Raw genomic sequence first — 19,693 nt, 5'->3', positions numbered from 1 at the left:
GCGCGTGTTGATGGGTTAACGCCAGAGATTTTTTGCCTGCGGCGGGGATATTTACAGCCAGATGACGGATCAAGTGCTTTGTGCCATGCGTTGGGCCAGTTTCAATGCTTCGATCAGACTGGTGGGGTTGGCGACGCCTTGTCCGGCGATATCAAGCGCGGTGCCGTGGTCAGGTGAGGTCCGGATAAAGGGCAGACCCAGGGTCACATTCACACCTCGGTCAAAATCCAGCGTCTTGATCGGGATCAGAGCCTGATCGTGATACATCGCAACTGCCGCGTCGTAACGCGTACGCGCTGCGGCATGGAACATCGTGTCCGCCGGATGTGGGCCTGTCACCGAATAAGTGTCAGATGGCAAGTCGGCGATCAGTGGGGCGATCCAATCCAGTTCTTCATGGCCCATTTTTCCGCCTTCGCCCGCATGCGGGTTCAGACCGGCTACGGCAATGCGGGGATGGGCGATGCCGAACTGTTTGCGCAAGCCTTCGGCTGTGATTGAGATGGTTTCACGCAGCAATTCCGGCGTCAGTTCAGACGGAACCCGCGACAGCGGAATGTGGATCGTGGCGGGCACGACGCGCAACTGTTCACTGGCCAGCATCATGACAACACGTTTGCGCCCCGCCAAGGCTGCCAGAAACTCGGTGTGGCCCGGATAGGCGAATCCGGCACCGTCGATCAGTGCCTTTTTGTGGATCGGAGCGGTGCAGAGTGCTGAGGCGGCACCGGATTGCACCAGCGAGACGCCGGCTTCGATCGAGTCGATCACGCTCGGCGCATTCGCAGGATCAGGTTGGCCATGAACGTTGGGGGCCGGAAAATCAAATTGCAGAACGGGCAGGGCGGTGGCGCTGACATCGCGGGCTTGCGACGGGTCTGTGATCTGTTGCACAGGCGTGCCAGAGGGCAAGTGTTTCGCGTCACCGATATAGAAGAACGGACAGGTCGCCCGCAGTTCAGACCAGGCTTTGGCTGCGATCTCGGGTCCAACGCCTGCGGGATCCCCACAGCTGAGCGCGATGGGCGGGATCATTGTTCGATAATCGTCGCGTCTGCGCGCATCTGTTCCAGAAGGCTGTCTGCAAAGGCCTGCAGACGCTGTTGTGTCAGAGCGTTGGCAACGTCCACGCGCGACGTTTCCTCACCCCGGTCCAGCGTTCGCGTGCACAGCATAAGAAACTTCAGGCTTTGGCCGTTGTTGCCGGTCAGCGTGGTCGACACTTCGTTGAGATCCAGTTTGGACAGCTCCAACGCCACGTCGCGCGGAATCTCTGATGGGCTGGCTTCGACGCGCTGCAGAACCTCAGGCGGCTGACCCTTGGCAATGCCGTATAGGTCGTCGCAGGTATCAACCTGTTCACGCAGTTCTGCGGCGCGGGCCAGGGTTTCGGCGCTGCGCCCACCTGCCATGTTGTAGATCGCGTAGTCGATTTTCGAATAGCGCGGCGTGCTAGTGCTTGTTTCGCGCAGGCCGCGCAGTTGGAACAAGGCAATCGCATTGGGCAACGACAATGGCTGGGTGATGTCGCCTTTGTTGAGGCCCAAAATCACGGGTTGCAGGGCCGGGGGCAAGTCCGTCAGGTTCAGCCATTCCAACCTGCCGCCGTCATTTCGGGTGCCGGCTGCCGAGTATTGCGTGGCTGCGGACGAGAATGAATCGAAGCCTTCCAGCTGAGCGATTTCCTCGGCCAGCAGTTCAGCCTGAGCGACGGTCTGTGGCGTCACCGGGATGATGATTTCCGACATCAGCACCTGCAGGCCACCGCTGCCCGCCTGTCCCATCGCGCGATTGATTTCGTCCTCGCTGGGTCTGGATTGAGACAAAAAGCGCGAACTGACAAAATCGCGCCATGACAGCTGATCGGCGACGAAATCCCGCACGGTTTCGCGAGACACCCCGGAATCGGCCAACAGCTGCAGGAACTCGTCCGTCGACAGACGGCCGCGGGCTGCAAACTCATCAATCCCGACCTGAACGTCCTCAGGTGAAGCCTCGATTCCCGCTTCGCGCATCGCCTGCTTTCGCAGCCGTTGGTCGATCAACGCCTCGCGCACTTCTTCCTCGGTGGAGCCAGGCGCACCCAAAGCGGTCAGAAACTGCTGTCGCTGCTCTAGCTCATACCAGGTGACGATGTCCTGATTGACTTTGATCGCAGGCGAAAACAGGCTTTGCGCCTGAGCCTGCGTGGCAGCAATAGTCAGCAAGGCGGCGCTCAGCGCCGGTGCAACCGGTTTTAGCCAACCGGAACGGATGAATCGGGAGAAACCTGAAATCAACTGCATCTTCTCTTGTACTGTTGGCCGCCACCCTCGATGGAGTAACCTGTCAGGGCAACGGTAAACCCGAATTCTGTCGAAGGCTCAATACTTGATGATGAGGTAAATCGCCTGCTGACGGTCATGTTAACCCGCACACACTCGTTCTGATACGTGATGCCCAGCCCATAGCGGATAGGTTCAGACTCGCTGAGGTCATAGCGCGCCAATGCCTGCGTCAGCCAATTCTGGTCAACGCGATAGCGCCCGTCCAACCAGATTTCCGAAATCTCGTCATTCGCATTTTCCGCCGGGTCTGTTTCCTGCCAGACGTAACTTCCTACGACGCCAGCGTTATCCTTGTTCCAGCCAGCGCGCACCTCGGCTTTGGCAAAGCTGAAATCCCCATTCAGCAGACCGCGACCAGCCAGCGACCAGCCATTGGCGGTCTGCAGTTGACCGGCCAGAAGAATATCCGAAGCCGTTCCCTGAAGACCTGACGTTAGGTTAAAGTTGGGATCTGCGGTTTGGCGGAATACCTGACCAACGGTTGCCAGAGCGCGCCAGCCATTTGCGGCGTAACGCGCCCAGTTCAGGCCGAAGACGGCAGTGGGCCCATCTTCTCTTCGGTCCGGGGCCGGAAAGCGCGACAGGGACAGCAGGTTGCCCTGGTCGAATTCCTGAAAGGTACTTTCGTCGTTTGGAATGTCCTGATCGGTCACTTGCGTCCATCCGACTTGGGCAATCGGTTCCAGGATCTGCGTCGCGCCGGATTCTTCGCGTTTGGACATCGGATAGCGTAGCGTCAGCGCGGCACGCGGTGTCGCTCGGGTTACGCGATCGGGGTAGTTGCTGTCGTCGCGTATGTTGAACGTGTCCACTGACGCGCCCACCTGGGCGTCCGCACGCAGGCCCGAGGCGAAGATCCAGCTGCGCAGCCATTCCGTATCAAAAGTCGCGCGAGCAACGTCCCGTCCAACGACATCCTGATCACTGGTGCGTTCGTGCGTATGGGCGATGAAACCCAAACGGACTTCGCCGCCGACTGATGTCGGGAAATAGCGTTTTTGATAGTAGAGGTCGAAAATCCGCGAAGGAATCTCTTCTTCGTTCTCACTGTCTCGCAGACTTTTGTAGTGGATAAAGCTGGTGCGGAAAGCCGTGTCGCGCTTGATTCTCTCCAGTGCAACTTCGCTACGCAGGCGGTCGAGGTCGGGCAGGCCGTAGTCGGCGAGATAGGCGTTGTCCGATGTGGTTTTTAGGTCAAACTTGAAGCGGAAGTCATTGTTAAGGTTGAAATAACCGTTTGCGAACAAATAACCCCGATCCTCGTCTGGCTGTAGATCATCCCGGGTAAAGGCACCGTTGAGTTCGATCCGGCCCCGTTTGAACGCCTGACGATATCGATAGCCCAGCGTTTTGGTTTTCGAAGAGACATAGGGTGTAAGCGTCAGGTCCTTATGGTCTCCCAGCTTGATGAAGTACGGCACCTGAAGCCCGGTACCGAGCTGCGATGTGGTCCGGACAGACGGAACCAGAAAGCCCGTTGCGCGGTCCAGTGTTGGGTCAGGAAGGCGCAAATAAGGGAAGTAGAAAATCGGAAAGTCCAGAATCCGGAACTGCGCGCCTTCGAAATACAGTTGCCGTTCCAACTGATCATGGGTGACCTTGCGGGCGCGAATCTGCCACAGCGGGGCTTTGCCGTTGGCGCAGACGTGGCACGACGTGGCTGAGACCTTGCTGAACTGAGTGTAGCGACCACCAGCGCGTGCGGCTTGCACCGAGGCGATCTGCACCTGCTGGTCGAACACCATGCGCGCGCCAATGAGCAGGCCGTTCATGATGCCGTCGTCCAGCTCGGCGGAATCCGCCAGCAATGTGGTTTCGCCAGCCTGATCGATGCGTACCGGACCTTCCAGCGACAGGTTGCCGGTTTCCCGGTCGTAGGTGATGCGCTTGGCGGTGACCTTTACGTCGCCCTGAAACGCTTCGACATTCCCCTCGGCCACCAGGTTTCGTTCCGGAGTGATAAAGATCCTGTCCGCCACCAAAAGCGCCGGTTGATCCTCTTGCGCGGAACTTTGCGCGGGATCGGCTGTCGGCTGCGTCTGGGCCGAGACGCCGGCTGGCGTCGTCAGTGCAACAGCGCCGGACAGCAACAAGCTGGCAACAAGCCGCATTAGCCGTCCTCCGCATGCAGCAAAAGGCCGAGAGACAGAAGGATGGCTGCGAAGGGCGGAGCCCAGGCCGCGACTAAGATAGGCAATTGACCGTTTTCCCCTAGAATTTGGGCAAAGTTGCGAATGAAGTAGATGCCAAAGCCCAGCAGGACGGCCGTCAGAACTGCGATCCCGGTGCCGCCAAATCGCACGTGCCGCATAGTAAAGGCCGCGCCGATCAGAACCATCGACATCAGGAAAAGGGGGCGGGCCAACTGAACCTGTAGCCAAACTTCGTATTGTTTGGTCGAGAAGCCAGCCTCGCGCAGGTCGCGGATCAGTTCCGGCAGATCGTAGACTGAAACGGAATCCTGTTCGCCCAATCTATCCAGAATGCGCTGCCGTGTGAGCGAGGTGGGAACTTCAAGCTGCGCATGTTTCGCAGCGTGAGTCTCGGGGTTCACCCCATTCTCCAGCGACCAGATTTTTGCATTGGTCAGAACCCATTTCCCGGCCTCCAGGTCGGCCTGATCGGCCACGATCTGCTGGGTCGGCGTACCGTCCGGCGCGAAGGTAATGATCGTCACCTGGTTGAGGGTGAACGTATCCCCGTTTGAGGTGTCCCGCGCATGAATTACCGATTGACCATTGGCAGACCCCTGCCTCAGCCACAGGCCTTCAGCGCTGATCGAAAACGCCGATCCGCCGTCGTTTTTGTAGGCTTCGGCGAGCCGCTTGTATTCTTCCGAGGTGGCCGCTGCGATGGGGTTCAACAGTCCCACAGCCATGGCACCGATGACAAACGCAATGATCACCGGGGCCAGAAGGGCACGAATGCCCGACCGCCCGGTGGCGCGGGTCACCACAAGTTCCGAGCTGCGCGCCAGCCCGATGAACAGTGCAATCGTGGACAGGATGACCAGCAGGGGCAACATTTCACTGATTGCAGCGGGTGTGTTCAGCAGGGTCAGTTGCAGCAATTGCCCAAATGACAGATTGGCGTCGTCAAAGCGGCGCACCTGTTCGATCAGGTCGATCAGAATCATCAGCGTCAGAAAGATGACGCCAATAACCAGAAAGCTTTGAATGAAACGGCGGGCGAAGTAACGGTCAAGGATCACGAAGGAACCCTCGCCAAGCAGAAGCACAAGGGAGTGTGTGCCGGAAACAGACCGGAATCAACGCTGCAGGTATCACTGCGCGACGGCCTATGCCTGCCCTGTCTTGCCACAACGTTCTCCCCCGAGCCTGTCGGATTTTTTCGGGGACTGTAATGCAAATGCCAGCCGGGGAAAACTGCTATCTGGTCAAGCCGCGCGGCGCGGGCTAGGTCTTGGGAAACTGATTTTGAGGAGTTTGCAATGAGCAGTCTTGTACCGATCCGTTTTCAGGCCCCAGACATGGATGCGATGGCGCAGGCCGAAGGGCGTGTGGCGATCATCATTCCGTCCGACGGCAAGATGAGCCCCGCAGCGCGCCGTGCGAACCGGCTGACGCGCGGCGCCGTTGCACGGCTGGTCGAAAGCGAGCGGTTCGAAAAGGTGAAAACCGGTGACGTGATCTCGATAGCGTGGCCGGGCGGCATGGCGGCCGAGGCGCTGGACGTTCTGGTTCTGCCACGTCGCCCTGATCCGGCCGAGGCGCGCAAGGCAGGCGCCGCGCTGGCCAAATTGGCGGGTAGCAAGGACTTGCTAGTGATGGCTGGCAATCAAGCCAAAACCGAAGATCTGGCCATGGGCATCGCGCTGCGCAGCTATGACTTTGATGCGCACAAAACCAAGGAATCGGATGAAGCCGGTTCGGTCATGATCAGCCACCAGAAGGCCGATGAGGTCGAGGCTGCGTTCGCGCCGCTCTACGCCGTTGCTGACGGTGTGCGTATGACGCGCGATCTGACCAACGAACCCGCCAACGTGCTGACCACCACCGAATTCGCCGACCGCCTGGCCGAAATGAAAGAGCTGGGTCTTGAGGTCGAAGTTCTGGAAGAGGACAAGCTGGCCGAGTTGGGCATGCGCACGCTGCTGAGCGTCGGGCAGGGGTCGGTCAGCCCCTCGAAGGTTGTGGTGATGCAGTGGAATGGCGGCGACAAGGATGACGCGCCGCTGGCTCTGGTCGGGAAGGGCGTCGTGTTCGACACCGGTGGTATCTCGCTGAAGCCAGCAGGCGGCATGGAAGACATGACCATGGACATGGGCGGCGCGGGCGTCGTTGCGGGCACCATGCGCGCGCTGGCCAAGCGCAAGGCCAAGGCCAATGTTGTCGGTCTAGTTGGCCTGGTCGAGAACATGCCATCCGGCAACGCCACGCGTCCGGGCGATGTTGTCAAATCCATGAAGGGCGACACGGTCGAGATCATCAACACCGACGCCGAAGGCCGTTTGGTGCTGTGCGACGTGATGTGGTACGCGCAGGAGCGGTTCAAACCGGTCGGCATGGTCGACTTGGCCACCCTGACCGGCGCGATCATCATCGGACTTGGTCACGAGAATGCGGGTGTCTTCTCGAACAACGACACGTTCTGTAATGCCTTCCTTAAGGCGGCGGGTGCCGAGGATGAAGGCGCATGGCGGATGCCTCTGGGCGAGGCCTATGACAAGCAACTGAAATCGCGCATCGCCGACATGAAGAACGTCGGCGGGCGTCCGGCAGGCTCGATCACCGCCGCGCAGTTCCTGCAGCGTTTTGTCAAAGAGGAAACGCCGTGGATTCACCTGGACATCGCAGGTGTGGCTTCGGTCTCGTCTGAGACTTCCTACGCACCCAAAGGTGCAACGGGTTGGGGCGTGCGCGCGCTCAGCCGCTTTGTGCAGGACAACTTCGAGTAAGCTGATGGGAGCTGTCTATTTCTACCACCTGACCCGCCAACCGCTTGAGCACACCTTGCCGGTGCTGCTGGATAAGGCAAGGCAGGCCGGGTGGAAGATTGCCGTGCGGGGGACCGACCCCGCGCGGATGGATTGGCTGGATGAAAAACTGTGGCTGGGGCCCGAGGAAGGGTTCCTGCCTCATGGCCGGGCAGGAGGGCCGCATGACGCAGCGCAGCCAATCCTGTTGACGACCGAGGTGCAGGCCGCCAACGAACCAACCTGTGTTATGGCGGTGGATGGCGCGCCGGTTGATCCCGACGAGGTCGAAAAACTCGACCGCGTATGCATCCTCTTTGACGGCAACGATGTCGAGGCCGTCCAACATGCGCGCGGGCAATGGAAGGCGCTGACCGGCGCGGGCTGCTCGGCCCAGTACTGGTCCGAAGAATCTGGGCGTTGGGAAAAGAAGGCCGAGTCCTGAGGGTTTTACACCCGGCAAACTGTTTTCGATCCGCTTTGTTTCACACTAAGGTCACGTGGCGCAGTTAGGGGATCAGCCGACCGGAATGAGGTGCCAGATGGACCAGGTACGCCCCAGCGAGATGAACTGGGACAGTTCAAAGACGCCCGAGGCAAAGCGGAACAACGCGGCAGTTGTTCAATCCCTCGAAGCCCTGATCGCGTCGGACAAGCGCCTTGCCGTTCTGTCCATTCTCAAAGGGTGGCAATCGGCGGACGTTTTAAAATGCCTGCTCAAGATGCGCACCAAACGGGCGCGGCGCCTGTTCGAATGGTTGCCGGATGACGTCAGCCTGCCGGTTCTGGTCGAGCTGGACCCGGAACTGCGGTCGGTCCTTTACGAGGCCGCGACTCGCAAAAAGTTCCGCAAGATCGTTTCCAAAGTCTCGCGAGACGATGCCATCGAACTGCTGGAAACGCTGCCCCCGGAAACGCACGAGGACCTGATCGCGGACCGTAAAGACGCGGCCAAGCTGCGCAAGGCGCTTGCGGTGCACGACGACAGTGCTGCAGCGCACATGCGGCACGGCGTGCTGACCATTCCGGTGGTTTGGACGATCGGCGACGTGGTCTCGCACCTGCGGGACGTCGCAGACGACATCGACAGGCTGGACATGATGTTCGTTGTCGAGCCCGATATGCGCCTGGTCGGATATATGCGTATGCGGGACCTGTTGTTGAACCCTGAAGACACGCAGATCGCTGATATCGTCAGGCGCGATCCGGTCACAGTGGACGGTGCAACCGATCAGGAAGAGGTTCTGCGTCTGGCTGATGCACGCGACGCCTCTGTCATCGCAGTGGTAGATGCAGACGGGCGATTTCTGGGCGGAATCGCTCCGCCCGAACTGTCCGAAATCGCGCGGGAAGAGGTCGAGGAAGACATGCTCAAGATGGGCGGCGTTTCTCCGGACACGACCCAGTTCGATACGCCTCTGCAAATTCTCAAGCGCCGGTTACCTTGGTTGCTGGGCGGGTTGATCGGCAGTTCCATCGCGGCCGTAGCTATCGTGTCCTACGAAGACGCCCTGGCCGAATCCGCAATCCTTGCCAGCTTTATCCCTGTGGTTCTGGCGACGGCAGGTAACGCCGGAATTCAGGCTTCAACAGTGTCGGTGCAGGTACTTACCTCTGGCGTCGAGTGGCGCGGTGATCTGACAGCCCGCTTCGTGCGAGAGCTTTATGGTGCCTTGCTGAATGGGCTGATCGTGGGTTCTGTTGTGGGTATTCTGGTTCTGCTGGGTAACTTGTTCATATCCATAGACCGGCCCATGTTGCTTGTGCTGACCTCGATCGTCGCGCTCGCGATTGTCACCATCATTGCGGCCTCGGTCGGGGCGATGGTGCCGTTTCTATTGCGTGCGCTCAAACAAGACCCCGCGGCGGCGACGGGGATATTCATTACGACTTCGAACGATGTTTTTGGAGTGCTGACCTTTTTTGCAGTCGCCAGCGTGATTTACTTGAATTGACGTCCTGCGCCCTTGCTCTGGCGGTCTTCTGCTTTAGGGTGCCCACCGTTGCGAGCAGAAGGATTTTGAGATGAAAAAGAACCCATTGGGACGCACCGGGATCGAGGTGACGGATCTGTGCCTTGGCACGATGACTTTTGGCACGCAAACCTCTGAGGCGGACGCGCATATTCAGATCGATATGGCGCTGGATGCCGGGATCAATTTCCTCGACGCGGCCGAAATGTACCCGGTGAACCCGGTTTCCAAAGAGACAGTCGGACGAACCGAAGAGATTCTGGGCAACTGGAACGCGGCCAATTCTGCACGGCGTGGTGAGTACATTCTGGCCACAAAACACTCCGGAGCCGGTTTCATGCATGCGCGTGACGGGGCACCCATTACGGCGCGGACAATCCCCGAGGCCATCGAGGGCTCGCTACGGCGGCTGCAGACGGATTGCATCGATCTGTACCAGTTTCACTGGCCCAATCGCGGCAGCTACATGTTCCGACAGAACTGGGATTACGCGCCGTCCGGTCACAACACCGACGAAGTGCTGGCGAACATGCAGGAATGCCTTTCAGCCCTGCAGCGACAGGTCGACAAGGGCAATATTCGCGCGTTTGGTCTGTCGAATGAAAGCGCCTGGGGAACGGCGCAATGGCTGCGTCTGGCCGAACAGGTGGGTACGCCGCGCGTTGCATCGGTCCAGAATGAGTATTCGTTGCTGTGCCGCCACTTCGACACTGATATGGCCGAGCTGAGCGTACACGAGGATGTGGGGCTGATGGCGTTCTCGCCCCTGGCGGCTGGATTCCTGACTGGCAAATACCAGAATGATGTCGTGCCCGATGGGTCCCGCATGTCTCTGGTCCCGACAATGGGCGGCCGCAAGTACGACCGCGTGTTCGACGCGGTCGATGCCTATCTGGAGATCGCCCGGCGGCACGGTCTGGACCCGGTCCATATGGCGCTGGCGTGGTGCCGGACGCGGCCGTTCATGATGTCGGCCATTTTCGGAGCGACCACTGTGGCGCAGCTAGAGCACATTCTGGCGGGTAAGGACCTTCAACTGACCGATGAGATTCTGAAAGAGATCAGCGTCGCACACCGCGCAAATCCGATGCCGTTTTAGGGGGGGGGCTGTGCCCCCGCCGCGCTTTGCGCGCCTCCCCCGAGGTATTTGGGGCCAGATGAAGGGGATCCTGTCAGTGATGTGTCGGCTGGGCGCGATCCTGACGCAGGTCACGGGCCGAAAGGCCATGGGCTGTCCGGAAGGCGCGGGCGAAGCTGGACTGTGAGCCAAAGCCGGTGGCCAGGGCCACGTCCATCAGAGGCATGTCAGTATCGGTGACCAGGCGGCGCGCTTCGGCCAGACGCAGTTGCAGGTAGTGATCTTGTGGTGTCGTGTTCAGACGCAGGCGGAATTGTTGCTGCAGAGTGCGCGGGCTGGTGCCCAGCGTATGGGCAATGTCCGCCAGCGGCAGGGGTTCATCCAGAGACGATTCCATCAAGGTATTTGCCTTGGCAGTTAGCGCGGTATGGCGATGTGGTGCGCCGGTACGGCTTTGCGGTTTCGATGGGCTGGGCGCACCATCGTACAGGAACAACCCTGACACGCGGGCAGCGAAACCCGCCCCGTGGCGTGCGGCGATGATGTGCAGCATCATCTCGACCGCCGGAATTGCCCCGCCAGAGGTCAGCCGATTGCCGGAAACGGTGAAACGATCCGGACGGACATCGACGTCAGGGAAGCGGGCCGCGAAGTTGTCCAGATCCTCCCAGTGAGTGGTGGCGGCATGACCGTTCAGCAGGCCGGCCTCGGCCAGCAGCCAGGGTCCTCCGTCGATCCCGGCCATGGTGGCGCCGGTTCCAGCAATACGGCGCAAGCCAGCCAACAGGCTGGGGGTTGCGTGGCGCGCCAGTTGGAATCCGGCGACAACAATCATAAGGTCGCAACCCTGGAGCCTAGCCAGCGGAATGCCCGGCACATTTAGGGCGCTGGTCAGCATCGCCGGTTCCGCTGTTGCGGTCACGTAGTCCCAGTCGAAGGCCGGGCGGTCCGCCAGCCGGTTGGCCGCGCGCATTGGATCGACAGCCGAGGCAAAGCTGAGCGTGTTGCATTCATCCAGAACCAGCACGGCCGTTTTCAGGGCGCGATGTTCGGGCTGGAGTATGTTTTTTGCGGATTTCATCAAGTTCGATTCGCATTCTGGCAAGTTGTTTGCACAAGGCTGCGCCAGAGTCGGGTATGAAAGCAAATCGGAATCCGGGGAGAAGCCTGAGGATAACTTGGGTCAAAACCGGGTATAAGTTGGGGAAAACACCATGCCACTGGAAATGAACCGCGAAGTCTTCATCACTTGCGCCGTCACCGGCTCGGGCGGAACACAGGATCGCAGCCCGCATGTGCCGCGTTCGCCGAAGCAGATCGCCGAAAGCGCGATCGCTGCGGCTAAGGCCGGGGCGGCTATTGTACATTGCCACGTACGCGACCCCGAAACTGGTGCGCCCAGCCGGCGTCTGGACCTGTATCGCGAGGTAACCGACCGCATTCGCGAGGCCGAGGTCGACGTTGTTCTGAACCTGACTGCGGGTATGGGCGGTGACATGGTCTTTGGCCCCACCGAATCTCCGCTGCCATTGCGCGAAGATGGAACCGACATGATTGGAGCAGCCGCGCGCGTTGAGCACGTGGCCGAGTGTCTGCCCGAGATCTGTACCCTGGACTGCGGCACGATGAACTTTGCCGAAGCCGATTACGTCATGACCAACACGCCAGGCATGCTGCAGGCGATGGGGCGGATGATGACGCACTTGGGCGTGAAGCCCGAGATCGAAGCGTTCGATACCGGTCACCTTTGGTACGCAAAGCAACTGGTTAAAGACGGTATTCTGGACAGCCCGGCGCTGGTTCAGCTGTGTATGGGCGTACCGTGGGGCGCACCGGATGATCTCAACACCTTCATGGCGATGGTCAACAACGTGCCTGACGACTGGACGTTCAGCGCCTTCTCGCTAGGCCGGAATCAGATGGCCTATGCGTCCGCTTCGGTGCTGGCTGGCGGCAATGTGCGTGTCGGGCTCGAGGACAACCTGTGGCTGGACAAAGGCGTTTTGGCGGAAAACTGGCAGCTGGTTGAACGCGCCAACACCATCGTTTCGAACATGGGTGCGCGGGTGATCGGTGCGCAGGAAGTGCGCGAGAAGCTGGGGCTGGTGAAGCGGGCGCCGAAGGGCTGAAACTTCGCCTTGCAGAGTTTTCGCAAAGCCAAGACACCGGGGCATCAACTGAAGGAATAACTCATGAAAGTGATGTCGCGGTGTGTGGTGCTTGTCGGAGCAGGATTTCTGGCGGCTTGCCTTCCAACGGATGACAAGGCGGAGGTTGAGCCAGTCCAGAATGAAAGGCAGGCTTGCGAGGCCAAAGACGGAACTTACGAGGTTGCGGGTAAAGCGCAGCAGTATGTGTGCATCCTGTCGTTAGCAGATGCGGGCAAGACCTGTGAAACAGGTTCGGACTGCCAGGGCTTTTGCCTGTCAGAGACCAAACAATGCAGCGCGGTCACGCCGCAGTTCGGATGCATTCCGCATCTGGATGAGACGGGGCGCGAGCTGGTGATCTGTATCGACTAGGAAAAGATATGACAAAAACAGCAGCTATCATCGGTGGTGGTGTGATCGGCGGCGGATGGGCCGCCCGGTTTCTGCTTAACGGCTGGGATGTCCGGGTGTTCGATCCGGACCCAGAGGCCGAGCGTAAGATTGGCGAGGTTCTGGACAATGCACGGCGGTCTCTGCCGGGGCTGAGTGACGTGCCATTGCCAGCTGAAGGCACGCTGACCTTCCATGATGAGATGGCAGATGCTGTACAAGGTGCCTCTTGGATTCAGGAAAGCGTACCGGAGCGGCTGGACCTGAAGCTGAAGGTTTATAAAGGCTTGCAAGAAGCATGTGACGCGGATGCGATCATCGGCTCTTCGACCAGTGGGTTTAAACCGTCGGAACTTCAGGACGGCGCGCTGCGTCCCGAACAGATCGTAGTTACGCACCCGTTCAACCCGGTCTACCTGTTGCCGCTGATCGAGCTGGTGCCGACCGACAAGAACCCGCCCGAGATGGTTGAGCGGGCGCAGGACCTGTTAAAATCGGTTGGTTTTTTCCCACTGCACGTCAAAAAAGAGATCGACGCACATATTGCCGACCGGTTCCTCGAGGCCGTCTGGCGTGAGGCGCTGTGGCTGGTCAAAGACGGTATCGCAACGACGGAAGAAATCGACGAAGCGATCCGTATGGGGTTTGGCATCCGCTGGGCGCAGATGGGGCTGTTCGAGACCTATCGCGTGGCTGGCGGTGAGGCGGGCATGCGGCACTTTATGGCGCAGTTCGGCCCGGCTCTGAAGTGGCCGTGGACCAAGCTGATGGATGTGCCGGAATTCACGGATGAGTTGGTCGACATGATCGCCGATCAGTCGGATGCACAGTCCGGAATGCACTCAATCCGCGAGTTGGAGCGTATTCGCGACAACAACCTGGTGGGCATGATGCGCGCGTTGAAGGCGCAGAACTATGGTGCGGGCGCGGTGTTGAACCAGCACGATGCTGCGCTGAAACCAGGTGCTTTGCCGACGATGGAACAGGCCGATTTGAGTCAGCCGATCCTGACGCTGTCACGCGCGGTGCCGTTGGACTGGACGGACTACAACGGCCACATGAACGAAGCCCGGTATCTTGAGGCCTTCGCCGCGGCGACCGACCGTTTCATGGAGATTATCGGCTGCGATGCGGATTACATTTCATCGGGCGGCAGCTACTTCACCGCTGAAAACCACATCCGTTACATCGATGAAGTAAACGCTGGCGCGAAGATCGAAGTGCGCACGCAGATGCTGTTGGGGCAGGGCAAGAAGTTGCACGTGTTCCACAGCATGTATGAAGGCGACAAACTGCTGGCCACAGGCGAAAGCTTCCTGCTGCATGTCAGCCTTGAAACCCGTCGCCCTAGTGCCCCGTCGGCCGAGATCGAGGCGGCGATGGTCCGGATTGCAGAAGCGCAGGCCGATTTGCCCTATCCGGAAGGTGCGGGCGCTGCGATTCGCAAACCGGCATGAGCGGGCGCGTTCTGATCACGGCTGGCGCCTCGGGCGTCGGTCGTGCCATGGCCGAGGCATTTGATTCAGCCGGTGCCAAGGTCTGGGTGGCGGATGTTGATCAGAAGGCTCTGTCTGATTGCCCAACCCATTGGAAACGGTCCGTGACCAATGTCGCGGACGAGGATGCCGTGGCCGCTCTGTTCAAGGACATTGAGGCCGAATGGGGCGGCTTGGACACCCTATGTGCAAACGCAGGGATCGCAGGACCGACGGCCCTGGTCGAGGATGTGGCTCTGGATGACTGGCGCTTGTGCCTTGCGGTCAACTTGGAAGGGGCGTTTCTTTGCTCGAAATACGCGGCACCACTGCTGAAGCGGCAAGGTAGCGGCGCGGTCGTGATCACGTCTTCGACCGCTGGGCAATACGGCTACCCCAACCGGGCACCTTATGCGGCTGCTAAATGGGGGATGATCGGGCTGGCCAAGACGCTGGCTATGGAACTTGGCCCACATGGCGTGCGATGCAATGCCATCTGTCCCGGCGCAGTTGAAGGCCCACGGATGGAAGGTGTGCTGCAACGCGAAGCCGATGCCAAAGGCATGACCCGCGATCAGGTTTATGAAGGCTATGCTTCGGGCACCTCAATGGGGCGCTTTGTCGAAGGCCACGATATCGCCAATATGGCCGTGTTCCTTGCGTCTGACGCAGCACGGCTGGTGTCGGGGCAAGTGATTGCCGTCGACGGGCATACGGTTAACCCCGACCCAAAGGTTTAAGCGGTTTCAGCCCTGATTGGGCCCGCGAATCTGGCGGATGGATTGGCGGACTGCCTGCCAATCCCGGGCCTGTTGCATATTCCCGGCGGCTTCACACTCGCGCATTTTCTGTGCAGCTTCCGCCTCGGCCTGATCACCGTGGGCCGAATAAAGCGCCCGAGCGTATTGAGCGGTTTTTAATGCGTCCATTCCTGTGGTCCTCCGTCTGTAATCGGAATGCCCGAAAGTTCGCGCCAGGCGACGATATCACACCTTGGTGGCTTGCGCATCATGGGAACGCTATCAGGCGGGGATTGCCGCTCGTAATTGCCTGAGGTGTTCGGGAAAATCCCGCGCGGTCACATCCGCTTCGCGTACCAATGTGTCGAAATGACGGGTAAAAGTTTCGATCCGGTCGCGGTCACGAAACGCCATATAGTGGCTGCCCGCATAGAACACGCAAAGCAGGGGACCGAAAATCGTGACCGGCGCGGAATACAGGCGTTTGGCGTCGAAAAGATAGATGCGCAGACGGGGGTAAAGCTGCTCGCACACCTCAAGCAGGTGATCGATCTGGTCCAAACGGATTTTCGGGCACAACCCTTCATAGTAGCCAGTCGCGCGGGCGAAGCTGTCGACCTCATACAGCGGCATCGCGATTTCATAGTCGGATTGTGCGCTGCGCATCCATGTCAGACGATCTGCCGAGGCACCAATGGCCTGATCCGCTGTCCGGCCCAGATGTGGGGCGTATTCCCATTCCAGCACGGCGCGGGATTTCAACATGTCCGGTAAGGTCGCCGGAACATACCGGACTTTGTAGCCCGCAGCTTCTTTGTGCCATTCGAAAATACGCTCATCAACCAGCGCGCGTGGGGCCTTGGTCATGCTCAGGGAACTCGCCAGCAACTCAGCGGCGCTTTCAGGTCGATCAGACAGGCTGAGCAACCAATCCGCAGATACCCCCAGCGCCGAGGCACAGCTGCCCACCACATGCGCGTTCGGAAGCCGCGCACCTTCTCCGGTCAAAAGCTGTGACACAGTTGAACGATCGACGCCAATATTTCGCGCCAGCGCGCTTTGGCTGACCTGTCGTTCCTCCATGGCGCGGGCAAGACGTAGCCTGAACTGCGCAGCGCGGTCTCGTTTGTCTATTTTATCCGTCATATGATGAAAAATATCACAAGTGATGAGTTTTGTTAATCATATTCAGAATTTTCAACCCCGGCCCAGATACGTAATTCTCAAAATATAACAACAATATGGGTGACGGAATGGAAACGCGACGAAGATCTGTCGTGAAAGCAGTGGTGTGGAATGCAATGGGCCTGGTCATGATGACTCTGGTTGGGCTGGTCGCTACAGGCTCAGCGACAGTCGGAGGGACACTGGCCGTTGTGAACACGGCAATTGGGCTGACTCTTTACGTGATTTACGAGCGTGTTTGGGCCGGAATCACATGGGGTCGCAATGTCTGAGCGGCCGGGACCCGAGTGGGGCACCTTTGCCCTGATTTTGGCCTGCTATGCGGCATGGTTGGCGGTGATTTTCACGCTGCCCGTATGGCTGGCCATTCCGGCAATGGGGCTTGTCGCGGCGCTGCACTCGTCACTGACGCATGAGGCGCTGCATGGACATCCATTTCGCACCCGTTGGCTGAACGAAGCGCTGATGGCGCTGCCGCTTACCTTGCTCATTCCCTACAACAGGTTCCGGGACCTGCATCTGGCGCACCATCGGGACTCGACCCTGACCGATCCCTATGACGACCCCGAGTCGAACTATCTTGACCCAAAGGTCTGGAACACTCTGGCTGATTGGCAGAAATGGCTGCTTTCCGCGAACAACACGCTGTTCGGGCGTATCGTGCTAGGCCCCGCTATCGGACAATACACGTTCTTCCGGGATGAGCTTCGCGGCGCGCTGCGCGGGGATCGCGACATTCTGCTGGCATGGGCGCTACATCTGCTCGGGGTGGTCGCCGTTTTGTGGATTGTCGCACAGTCTCCGATGCCGATCTGGGCCTTTGTTCTGTCGGCCTATATCGGATTGGGGCTGGTCAAGATTCGTACCTTCCTTGAGCACCGCGCCCATGAGGAATCAAGGGCGCGAACGGTTATTGTCGAAGATCGCGGCCTGCTAGCATTTCTGTTTCTAAACAACAACCTGCACGTTGTTCATCACATGAACCCGGGCGCGCCATGGTATCGTTTGCCGGCACTCTATCGCGCCGGTAAGGACAGCTATCTGGCCAGCAACGAAGCCTATGTCTATCGCTCGTACGCTGAGATCTTTCGGTCCTATTTCTGGCGCGCCAAAGACCCGGTCCAGCATCCGCTCTGGCCAAAGGGCTGATTTGAAGACACAAGGGAATCCATGAGTTTATGGATTCCCGTCACTATCGCCGCTGCCGCGTTTCAGACCGTGCGGTTCATGCTGCAGAAATCTCTGAGCACCGTGAAGCTTTCAGCGGCTGGTGCGACCTTTGCCCGTTTTGCTTACTCGATGCCTCTGGCAGTTTTGGGCCTGGTCGTGGCGATGCAGATAACGGGTTTCGGCCTGCCGTCCCTGACCGGGCGTTTTTGGCTGTTTGCGGTGATCGGCGGGACCACGCAGATTTTGGCGACCATCTGTGTGGTTGCCTTGTTCAAACAGCGCAATTTCGCGGTGGGTATCACGTTCAAAAAGACCGAGGTCATCCAGACCGCGATCGTCGGGTTCTTGATCCTGGGCGATCAGGTGTCTTCCGGCGCGTTGTTCGCAATCATTCTGGGATTGATGGCTGTATTACTCTTGTCGAAAAATCCCGGTGGGGAAGGGGTTTGGTGGGAAAACCTCACCAATCGGGCATCACGCCTTGGGTTGGGCTCAGGCGTTCTGTTTGCCTTCTCATCCGTCAGCTATCGCGGCGCGTCCTTGGAACTGGGGGATATCGATGCCTGGTACCGCGCATTGATCACGCTGGCCGTCGTGGTGTCGTTCCAGTTCTTCAGCATGGGTCTGTGGTTGTTGTGGCGCGACAGAGCAGAACTGCGTGCGGTATGGGACACGCGCAGGACCGGCGTGTTTGTTGGCCTGACCAGCCTGTGCGGGTCGTTCTGTTGGTTTTTCGCCTTCACGCTGCAAAACGCGGCTTACGTCAAAGCATTGGGGCAGGTTGAGTTGATCCTCAGCCTGTTTGCCTCGATCTTGTTTTTCAGGGAAAGCATCACCCGGCGTGAGATCGCCGGGATGACGTTGCTTGGTGCCTCGATACTGGCACTGGTATTGGCTATTTAGCCTGCCCGACGCTCATCAAAACTCAGAGCGATGAAGCTGGGCAGGTGATCGCCCATGCCCACAACCGCGGCGCCACCGTCATCGCGGCGACCGCGACCTTTGGAGTCCCTGTCCTTTTTGCGGTCGGTTTTTTTGGCCTCGCTCTTTTTGCCTTCGGAAGGTTTGGCTTTCTTCTCGGGCTTCGGCGCTTCGTCCTTGGGCTCTTCTTTGATCGGATTGTCGATCCGCGGGATTTCCTTCTGGATCAGTTTTTCGATCGCATCCAGAGCCTTTTCATCACGCTTTGAGCAGATGGTGATGGCTTTGCCTTCACGTCCAGCCCGGCCCGTACGACCGATGCGGTGTACGTAATCCTCGGCGTGGCCGGGGACGTCGAAGTTGAACACGTGGCTCACCGACGGGATATCCAACCCACGCGCGGCCACATCAGACGCCACCAGCAGGCGCAGTGAGCCATCGCGGAACCCGTCCAGTGTCTTCATCCGTTGCGACTGATCCAGATCGCCGTGAATGGCTGCAGCGTTATAGCCATATTTCTTCAGCGATTTCGCGCAGATATCCACGTCTGTCTTACGGTTGCAGAAGATGATCGCGTTGGTGCACTTATCACCCTCGGCGTCGATCAGCGCGCGCAGGGTCTTGCGCTTGGCGCTGGCCTCGCGGTCGCGGCGACCGCCTTTGAACATCACGACACCCTGTTCGATGGTCTCGGACGCGGTGGCCTGACGAGCAACCTCGATCCGGGCCGGGGCTGACAGGAAGGTGTCAGTAATCCGCTCAATCTCGGACGCCATGGTGGCCGAGAAGAACAGGGTTTGGCGCGTGAAGGGCGTCAGCGAGAAGATGCGTTCGATATCGGGGATAAAGCCCATATCCAGCATCCGGTCGGCTTCGTCCACCACCATGATCTGAACGCCAGTCAGCAACAGCTTGCCGCGTTCGAAATGGTCCAGCAGACGGCCCGGCGTCGCGATCAGTACGTCAACGCCGCGGTCGATCAGCGCTTCTTGCTCCTTGAAACTGACTCCGCCAATCAACAGCGCTTTGGTCAGTTTCAGGTGTTTGGAGTACGTATCGAAGTTTTCGGCCACCTGTGCCGCCAATTCCCGCGTCGGGCAGAGTACCAGCGAACGCGGCATTCGTGCGCGTGCACGGCCACGGGCTAACAGGGTGATCATGGGCAGGGTGAAGCTGGCGGTCTTGCCAGTGCCGGTTTGCGCAATCCCAAGCACGTCGCGCCCTTCAAGCGCGGGGGGGATAGCGCCCTCCTGAATCGGAGTGGGCGTTTCGTATCCTGCTTCCTCAATGGCTTTGAGGACCTTCGGGTTCAGGTTCAGTTCGTTGAATTTTGTCATGTATGTCCGGT

19 protein-coding genes are annotated in these 19,693 nt (G+C 59.3%); 11 read left to right on the top strand and 8 right to left on the bottom strand.

The window, feature by feature from the left end; translation table 11 throughout:
• Positions 1 to 69: 69 nt before the first annotated feature.
• Genes pdxA through lptG form a run of 4 tightly spaced genes read right to left on the bottom strand, consistent with a single transcriptional unit; the run spans position 70 to position 5,538 of the window.
• Complete coding sequence (gene pdxA / locus ACR0J0_RS01015) at positions 70 to 1,035, bottom strand: 4-hydroxythreonine-4-phosphate dehydrogenase PdxA (protein WP_480660598.1); 966 nt, start codon at positions 1,033 to 1,035, stop codon at positions 70 to 72.
• Entirely contained in the window at positions 1,032 to 2,285 is a 1,254-nt protein-coding gene (locus ACR0J0_RS01010) for a peptidylprolyl isomerase (RefSeq protein WP_480660596.1), read from the bottom strand. Before ACR0J0_RS01010 ends, pdxA begins: the two co-directional genes overlap by 4 nt.
• The gene (locus tag ACR0J0_RS01005; protein ID WP_480660594.1) at positions 2,276 to 4,438 is read right to left on the bottom strand and encodes an LPS-assembly protein LptD; all 2,163 of its coding nucleotides are present in this window, start codon (positions 4,436 to 4,438) and stop codon (positions 2,276 to 2,278) included. Before ACR0J0_RS01005 ends, ACR0J0_RS01010 begins: the two co-directional genes overlap by 10 nt.
• Positions 4,438 to 5,538 carry an LPS export ABC transporter permease LptG gene (lptG, locus tag ACR0J0_RS01000; RefSeq protein WP_480660592.1) on the bottom strand — a complete coding sequence of 367 codons (1,101 nt, stop codon included), beginning with the start codon at positions 5,536 to 5,538 and terminating at the stop codon, positions 4,438 to 4,440. The genes ACR0J0_RS01005 and lptG overlap by 1 nt, the downstream gene beginning before the upstream one ends.
• 240 nt (positions 5,539 to 5,778) lie before the next feature.
• On the opposite strand from lptG, the gene ACR0J0_RS00995 reads away from it, so the two are divergent.
• The 4 genes from ACR0J0_RS00995 (at position 5,779) to ACR0J0_RS00980 (ending at position 10,335) form a co-directional block, all read left to right on the top strand.
• A complete protein-coding gene (locus ACR0J0_RS00995; RefSeq protein ID WP_480660591.1) occupies positions 5,779 to 7,245 on the top strand; it encodes a leucyl aminopeptidase in 1,467 nt (488 codons plus the stop codon).
• Between the two features lie 4 nt (positions 7,246 to 7,249).
• Positions 7,250 to 7,708, top strand: a complete 459-nt coding sequence (locus ACR0J0_RS00990; protein WP_480660589.1) for a DNA polymerase III subunit chi — start codon at positions 7,250 to 7,252, stop codon at positions 7,706 to 7,708.
• 97 nt (positions 7,709 to 7,805) lie between these two features.
• Positions 7,806 to 9,218, top strand: a complete 1,413-nt coding sequence (gene mgtE / locus ACR0J0_RS00985) for a magnesium transporter (RefSeq protein WP_480660587.1) — start codon at positions 7,806 to 7,808, stop codon at positions 9,216 to 9,218.
• A 70-nt stretch (positions 9,219 to 9,288) separates the two neighbouring features.
• The gene (locus ACR0J0_RS00980; protein ID WP_480660585.1) at positions 9,289 to 10,335 is read left to right on the top strand and encodes an aldo/keto reductase; all 1,047 of its coding nucleotides are present in this window, start codon (positions 9,289 to 9,291) and stop codon (positions 10,333 to 10,335) included.
• A gap of 73 nt (positions 10,336 to 10,408) precedes the next feature.
• Here ACR0J0_RS00980 and ACR0J0_RS00975 read toward each other — a convergent pair whose 3' ends face one another.
• Entirely contained in the window at positions 10,409 to 11,395 is a 987-nt protein-coding gene (locus ACR0J0_RS00975) for a GlxA family transcriptional regulator (RefSeq protein WP_480660583.1), read from the bottom strand.
• A gap of 133 nt (positions 11,396 to 11,528) precedes the next feature.
• On the opposite strand from ACR0J0_RS00975, the gene bcoG reads away from it, so the two are divergent.
• The 4 genes from bcoG (at position 11,529) to ACR0J0_RS00955 (ending at position 15,069) form a co-directional block, all read left to right on the top strand.
• Positions 11,529 to 12,443 carry a 3-dehydrocarnitine:acetyl-CoA trimethylamine transferase BcoG gene (gene bcoG, locus ACR0J0_RS00970; RefSeq protein WP_480660581.1) on the top strand — a complete coding sequence of 305 codons (915 nt, stop codon included), beginning with the start codon at positions 11,529 to 11,531 and terminating at the stop codon, positions 12,441 to 12,443.
• Positions 12,444 to 12,506: 63 nt separating this feature from the next.
• Positions 12,507 to 12,836, top strand: coding sequence for a hypothetical protein (locus tag ACR0J0_RS00965; RefSeq protein WP_480660579.1), 330 nt, complete (start codon positions 12,507 to 12,509; stop codon positions 12,834 to 12,836).
• A gap of 8 nt (positions 12,837 to 12,844) precedes the next feature.
• Positions 12,845 to 14,311 (top strand): carnitine 3-dehydrogenase, encoded by a 1,467-nt coding sequence (locus tag ACR0J0_RS00960; RefSeq protein ID WP_480660577.1) that lies wholly within the window; start codon positions 12,845 to 12,847, stop codon positions 14,309 to 14,311.
• The gene (locus tag ACR0J0_RS00955; RefSeq protein ID WP_480660575.1) at positions 14,308 to 15,069 is read left to right on the top strand and encodes an SDR family oxidoreductase; all 762 of its coding nucleotides are present in this window, start codon (positions 14,308 to 14,310) and stop codon (positions 15,067 to 15,069) included. Before ACR0J0_RS00960 ends, ACR0J0_RS00955 begins: the two co-directional genes overlap by 4 nt.
• A 6-nt stretch (positions 15,070 to 15,075) precedes the next feature.
• Here ACR0J0_RS00955 and ACR0J0_RS00950 read toward each other — a convergent pair whose 3' ends face one another.
• Together ACR0J0_RS00950 and ACR0J0_RS00945 are read right to left on the bottom strand one after the other, a co-directional pair.
• Positions 15,076 to 15,258: a hypothetical protein gene (locus ACR0J0_RS00950; protein WP_480660573.1), complete on the bottom strand. Its 183-nt coding sequence runs from the start codon at positions 15,256 to 15,258 to the stop codon at positions 15,076 to 15,078.
• A 93-nt stretch (positions 15,259 to 15,351) separates the two neighbouring features.
• The gene (locus tag ACR0J0_RS00945) at positions 15,352 to 16,215 is read right to left on the bottom strand and encodes a helix-turn-helix domain-containing protein (RefSeq protein ID WP_480660571.1); all 864 of its coding nucleotides are present in this window, start codon (positions 16,213 to 16,215) and stop codon (positions 15,352 to 15,354) included.
• Positions 16,216 to 16,322: 107 nt separating this feature from the next.
• Here ACR0J0_RS00945 and ACR0J0_RS00940 point away from each other — a divergent pair, with 107 nt between their 5' ends.
• Genes ACR0J0_RS00940 through ACR0J0_RS00930 form a run of 3 tightly spaced genes read left to right on the top strand, consistent with a single transcriptional unit; the run spans position 16,323 to position 18,327 of the window.
• Complete coding sequence (locus tag ACR0J0_RS00940) at positions 16,323 to 16,526, top strand: DUF2061 domain-containing protein (RefSeq protein WP_480660569.1); 204 nt, start codon at positions 16,323 to 16,325, stop codon at positions 16,524 to 16,526.
• A complete protein-coding gene (locus ACR0J0_RS00935) occupies positions 16,519 to 17,403 on the top strand; it encodes a fatty acid desaturase (RefSeq protein ID WP_480660568.1) in 885 nt (294 codons plus the stop codon). The genes ACR0J0_RS00940 and ACR0J0_RS00935 overlap by 8 nt, the downstream gene beginning before the upstream one ends.
• Before the next feature lie 21 nt (positions 17,404 to 17,424).
• Complete coding sequence (locus ACR0J0_RS00930) at positions 17,425 to 18,327, top strand: EamA family transporter (protein ID WP_480660566.1); 903 nt, start codon at positions 17,425 to 17,427, stop codon at positions 18,325 to 18,327.
• Here ACR0J0_RS00930 and ACR0J0_RS00925 read toward each other — a convergent pair.
• Complete coding sequence (locus ACR0J0_RS00925; RefSeq protein ID WP_480660564.1) at positions 18,324 to 19,682, bottom strand: DEAD/DEAH box helicase; 1,359 nt, start codon at positions 19,680 to 19,682, stop codon at positions 18,324 to 18,326. The two genes, ACR0J0_RS00930 and ACR0J0_RS00925, sit on opposite strands and share 4 nt — an antisense overlap.
• Between the last annotated feature and the right edge of the window lie 11 nt (positions 19,683 to 19,693).

It is taken from the genome of Ruegeria sp. BF12 (genome assembly GCF_056538705.1).
The sequence above is the reverse complement of the archived record's forward strand: the minus strand, read 5'-3'. Positions and strand labels throughout refer to the sequence as shown.